At 66.9% G+C, this 4,355-nt stretch carries 3 protein-coding genes; 2 read left to right on the forward strand and 1 reads right to left on the reverse strand.

The features are described from left to right. Both yccS and VK519_RS15900 read left to right on the forward strand, forming a co-directional pair. On the forward strand, positions 1–2,031 hold a 2,031-nt coding region (yccS, locus tag VK519_RS15895; RefSeq protein WP_324351352.1), incomplete at its 5' end, for a YccS family putative transporter. Between the two features lie 87 nt (positions 2,032–2,118). Next, complete coding sequence (locus tag VK519_RS15900; RefSeq protein WP_414692763.1) at positions 2,119–3,276, forward strand: isovaleryl-CoA dehydrogenase; 1,158 nt, start codon at positions 2,119–2,121, stop codon at positions 3,274–3,276. Between the two features lie 62 nt (positions 3,277–3,338). Here VK519_RS15900 and VK519_RS15905 read toward each other — a convergent pair. Further along, a partial coding sequence (locus VK519_RS15905) for an autotransporter outer membrane beta-barrel domain-containing protein (protein ID WP_324351356.1) occupies positions 3,339–4,355 on the reverse strand: 1,017 nt, incomplete at its 5' end.

Genomic DNA, 4,355 nt, shown 5'->3' on the forward strand with positions numbered 1-4,355 from the left:
TGGTGCGTGGCGCGCGATGAGCGTGCAAGCACGGTTCCGGCGATGCTGGGCGTGATCGCCTGCGCACTGGCCGAAACCGACGACGCGTGGCGTGCGCGGCTGCGCGGCCTCATTGTCACCCTGGCCTGCTTCGCGGTGGCAGCATTCACGGTGCGACAGACTATTGCCCTGCCCTGGCTGTTCGCCCTCGCCCTGCCCGCGGGAACCTTCGTGCTGGTGATGCTCGGCGCGGTGAGTGGCCGCTACGCCACGATCGCCGCGGCCACGCTGATCCTATCGGTGTACACGATGATCGCGTCCGACCCGTCGCAGGCCACGGGCAGCCCGTCGCTCGTCACGATGGCGATGCTCCTGGGCGCTGCATGGTATGGCGCGCTCTCACTGGCCTGGAGCGCGCTTGCGCCGCAGCGGGCGTTGCGCCTGTCATTGGCACGGCTATTCGAAGCCCTGGCCGCGCAACTGGATGTCAAGGCCGCACTGTTCGAACCAGTAAGGGACCTGGACCGCGGCGCCCTCGACGTGCAACTGGCGTCGCTGTCGGCCCAGACGGTGGATGCGTTGAACGAGACACGCACGGCCCTGCTCGACCGCCTCGGCCGCCGCCAGCCGAGGGGTCGCATGGCCGCGCGGCTGCGCCTGTATTTCGCGGCCCAAGATATCCACGAACGTATCAGTTCCTCGCATTACCCCTATGAAAAACTGGCCGACGCGCTGTTCCATAGCGACATCATGTTCCGCTTCGGCCGCCTGATCCGCCTGCAGGCCATGGCCTGTCGTGCCCGCTCGGACGAGATCCGGCGCACCTTGCCGCCCGGCTCCCTCGCCTTGCCGCGGCATGCGCTGGAAGACGTGCGCAGCGCCGTGCAACTCGGCGCCGGCTTACGCGATGCAAGCATCGACGAGGCCCTGGCCGGATTGCTGCGCAATGTCGAGCGCCTGCAGGAGACGCTTACCTCGGGCAACGAGGCAGCGCAGGACACCGACTACGCATTGCAGAATCCCGATCCTCCCACTTTCGGCGAAGCGTTGGCACGGATCCGCGTGCAGATAACCCGGCGCTCGATGCGATTTCGTCATGCGGTACGCCTTTCCGCGGGCATGCTCGCCGGTTACCTGCTGTTGCTCGCCGTGCACCCGAAGCATGGCTACTGGATCCTCCTGACCACCTTGTTCGTTTGCCAGCCGGGCTACGGAGCCACCCGGTTACGCCTGCTGCAGCGCGTGACCGGCACCGCGCTTGGCCTGGTGGCGGGCTGGACATTGCTGCACGTGCTGCCCGGCGGCGACTGGCGCCTGCCCGTCGCGGTGGTGACCGGCGCGGGTTTCTTCGCCTTCTGGCGCAGGCGCTACACCCTGGCCACCGCCACCATCACCCTGTTCGTGCTGCTTTGCTTCGACGAGCCGGGGGCCAGTTACGACGCCATCGCGCCGCGCCTGCTCGATACCCTGATGGGCGCGGCGGTCGCGGCGGCGGCGCTGCGCTTCATCCTGCCTGACTGGCGAGGCCGGAGCCTGCCGGACCTCACCGCCGATGCGCTCGCCGCCGATGCGGGCTACCTCCGCCACATCGCGATGCAATATACCCGCGGCCGGCACGACGACCTCCCCTATCGCGTGGCCCGCCGCGATGCGCACAACGCACATGCGGCACTGGCCGGATCCATCAACCAGATGATGGCCGAGCCCGCACACACCCGCCCAGCGACCGAGGCGGCGCTCAGGCTCATGACCCATTCGCAGCAGGTACTGGCCCATCTGTCCACGCTGGGCGCGCACCGGGAAGCCTTGCCCGATGGCCCGGAAGGCGCCATGGCCGTGCAGGCGCTCGAACAGGTGGCGGACGGCTACGAGCGACTAAGCCGTCTGGCGCGCGAGGGCCAACCCATTCCGGCGGCGGACGCCGCCTGGCTGGGATCGCTTGAAGCACAGGCGAGCCAGGCTGCGGGCCTGCCACGCCTGGTGGGCATGCAGTCCCTGTTGCTGGCGAAGGCACAAACTGGGTTCACGGACCTGGGCGCAGCATCAGGCTAACCGTACCCGTTGTGCGTTGCGCCAAGGCCCCCGCCGGCCTGCGCGCTACCATAGGTGGGTTTTTCAATGTATCCAGGAGCTTTGCGCATGCGTCCGTTCCCCCTCGGCGACGATCTCGACACCCTTCGCGAAAGCGTCCACGGCTTTGCCGAAAAAGAAATTGCCCCGCGCGCCGACCGCATCGACCGCGACAACGCCTTCCCCGACGACCTGTGGCTGAAATTCGGCGAGATGGGCCTGCTGGGCATGACGGTGCCTGAGGAATTCGGCGGCAGCAGCCTGGGCTACCTGGCGCACCTGGTGGCGATGGAGGAAATCTCCCGCGCATCCGGCTCGGTGGGCCTGTCCTACGGCGCACATTCGAACCTCTGCGTGCAGAACATCAACCACAATGGCAACGATGCGCAGCGCCGCAAGTACTTGCCGAAGCTTTGCAGCGGTGAATGGGTGGGCGCGCTGGCGATGAGTGAACCCGGCGCCGGTTCCGACGTGGTCGGCTCGATGAGCTGCCGTGCCGAAGAGAAGGACGGCGTGTGGGTGGCCAACGGCAGCAAGATGTGGATCACCAACGGTCCGGATGCCGACGTGCTGCTGGTGTACATGCGCACCGCGCCGCGCGCGGCGGGAAGCCGCTGCATGACGGCGTTCATCATCGAAAAGGGCATGAAGGGTTTTTCCACCGCGCAGAAGCTCGACAAGCTCGGCATGCGCGGATCCAACACCTGCGAGCTGGTGTTCGAGGACTGCGAAATCCCCGCCGAAAACATCATCGGTGAAGTGAACGAGGGCGTGCGCGTACTGATGGGTGGCCTGGACACCGAACGCCTGGTCCTGTCCGGCGGCCCGATCGGCCTGATGCAGGCGGCCATGGACCTCACCCTGCCCTACGTGCGCGAACGCAAGCAGTTCAACGCGCCGATCGGCACCTTCGGCATGATGCAGGCGAAGGTGGCCGACATGTACACCGCACTGCAATCGTCGCGTGGCTTTGCCTACATGGTGGCGCGCCAGTTCGACGACGGCATCCGCTCACGCATCGACCCGGCCGCCTGTCTGCTCAATGCCAGCACGAACGCGGTGAAAGTGACACTGGAGGCAATCCAGGCGCTTGGTGGCAATGGATACATCAACGAGTTCCCTGCCGGACGGCTGCTGCGGGACGCCAAGCTATACGAGATCGGCGCCGGCACCAACGAAATCCGCCGCATGCTGATCGGTCGCGAGCTTTTCCACGGCAAGAGCTGACTCGGCCCAGCCTGGGTCATGCCGAAACCGGGGTCGGAGTGAATACTCCGACCCCACGGGCTCTAGAAGGCCATGTTGTAACTCACCATGGCCATCTTCGAACTGTCGCGGTCGCCCAAGCGCTGGTCCAGCGACATCTTCAGCCCCGAGCGCGGCGTCATGCTCCAGTCGAGCGCAGCGCCCACCAGGGCGGCGTTGCTCGCCAGGCCAATGCCACCGACCGGACCCCACGAATCGATCCCCGTGAAGCGGGCGGCGAAGACATCACCCTGGGTGGCGAAGGCATGCTGCCAGGCCACGTGGCCGTTCAGGCTTACCCGGCCGCCGGAAGGCAGCAGCCAATAGCGGCCTGCGCGCAGGCCCACGCCCGCCTGCCAACGCGAGAGCACCTGGCCATCGGCGGTCAGCCCAAAGCCCGCGGCGCCGGTTTCGCTGAAGCCACCGCGGTCGATACGGTCGTACTCGAGGTCGGCATAGGGTGTGATCGATACCGCGCCGGTGGAAAGGCGCATGCCGCTCTCGCCATAGGCCACGGCATAGTGGCCCTGCGAACTGCTGGACACGCCCGTGGCCGCTTCGCCCAACTGAACGCTGCGATACATCGATTCGCGGTACTGGCCCATGCCGATGCGGCCCACCGCGTAGTAACGATCGCGCACGGTACCCAGGTATGCCGAGGCCTCGGTGGCATGGCTGCGGCCCTGGTCCACGCTTTCGGCCAGCTGGCCCAGGCCCTGCGACTGGCTAAGTGCGAAACCGACGATGCCGCTGGCGCCAAGCTTGTGGTCCTGGCCCACCAGGAACCCGGAGACATCCATCCCCACATTGCCGTAACCGCTGCGGCTCATGCCGCCGCTGTAACCCAGTCGCTGTGTCCAGGCGCCGGCAAGCTGGTTCGAGGAAAGGCTGGCCATGCGGCTGGACAGCGCCTGGTTGCCCTCGTCGATGGCCTCCAGCGTCATCGCCGCGCTGGCGGCGTGCAGCTGGCCGGACAACGACTCAAGTGACTTCTGCGCCGCGTCCGCGGTGGGCGCCTGCTGGATCATCGCTGCGCCCAGCAAAGTCGTGGTGGATACGCC

This window comes from Pinirhizobacter sp. (assembly GCF_035317885.1).
Taxonomy (GTDB): domain Bacteria; phylum Pseudomonadota; class Gammaproteobacteria; order Xanthomonadales; family Rhodanobacteraceae; genus Pinirhizobacter.